Below are 1109 nucleotides of genomic sequence, written 5' to 3'. Positions count from 1 at the left end.
CACAACCAGCACGCCCGTCCCAAACGAGACTTCGCCGTCAACTCCAAGATCCGGCGACCGGATTACCTACCGAAGGTTGCTTGACGAGGCACTAGATATTGCGTCCTACACGCGTTGGGTTCTTGCGCACGACCTGTCGCAGTGCGTAGTTGTGCCTTTGCGGCTACCGCCACATGGTCGATTCTGATATTCGTGCGCCTACCCTCCACGATTTCGTTGGTTCTTCGGTATTGATTCGCACCGCGGCACCTGTCCGACGAGGATGTTGTTGTGCGTCATTTCCTGAAGTGCATACATGAGGGGAAATCGAATGATCGCAAGGTCCGTATTCGCCGTCCAGGCCGATACTCCAGTTCCGGCACCGTCGCCCAGCATCGGTAGCTCTGCCGCGCCCACCACGGTAAAAGAAGCAACCTGGTGGATCCGAGAGTGTCCTACCACCAATAGCAGTGGACGGCACCACATCCTGATCAATTGAATGTTTACAATGGGGGAATTGACAAATGCACACGATCGACCTTGACTCCGGTGCTTCACAGGAGATTTCACGTTTCGTGACATCAGCCGCAGATCGGATACCGTCAAGATTGGATATGCGGTTGGCGGATGAGGCTCTCGGCAGGGGGGAGGGTTTGCTGCCGGTTCTGACCGATTCGATCAACGAATTTCCTGCACGTGGAGTTCTCGTCAAAGGGCTCCCTCGATTCGATGATGTCGAGCGGACGAAAATTCTGACATTGCTGGTCGCTGACGCAGTCGGGCGACTCACAGCCTACGCCGACTACAACGCCTCGATCTTGACAGACATTCGCCCGAACCCAGGCTCGAACGAACAGAACGCGCAGCCGCAGCGGCTCGGAATGCACAACGATTTCCCATTCATCGCCGACGGTGTGCGTCCCTGCTTCATCATTCTCACCACGCACATCGCCGAAGGTGCAGTCCCCAAGACTCTGTTGGCGCCGGCAAATGAGATCGTTGCCGCCCTCGACGCCGACACTATCGAATGCCTTCAGCAGCTCCGATATTCCGCCGTGGTCGGCGCGAAGCTGGCTTGGGCCCAGTCGAAGCGGTACACCTTCCCCTTGATGATCCGCCAGGGGCAACGG

1 protein-coding gene is annotated in these 1109 nt (G+C 57.3%); it reads left to right on the top strand.

The window, feature by feature from the left end:
• Nucleotides 1-503: 503 nt before the first annotated feature.
• A partial coding sequence (locus tag ACFWPJ_RS33495; RefSeq protein WP_378857629.1) for a hypothetical protein occupies nt 504-1109 on the top strand: 606 nt, incomplete at its 3' end.

Source organism: Nocardia sp. NPDC058497 (assembly GCF_042720195.1).
Classification (GTDB): domain Bacteria; phylum Actinomycetota; class Actinomycetes; order Mycobacteriales; family Mycobacteriaceae; genus Nocardia.
Note: the sequence above shows the minus strand (reverse complement) of the source record. Positions and strands in the feature narration are given on the sequence as shown.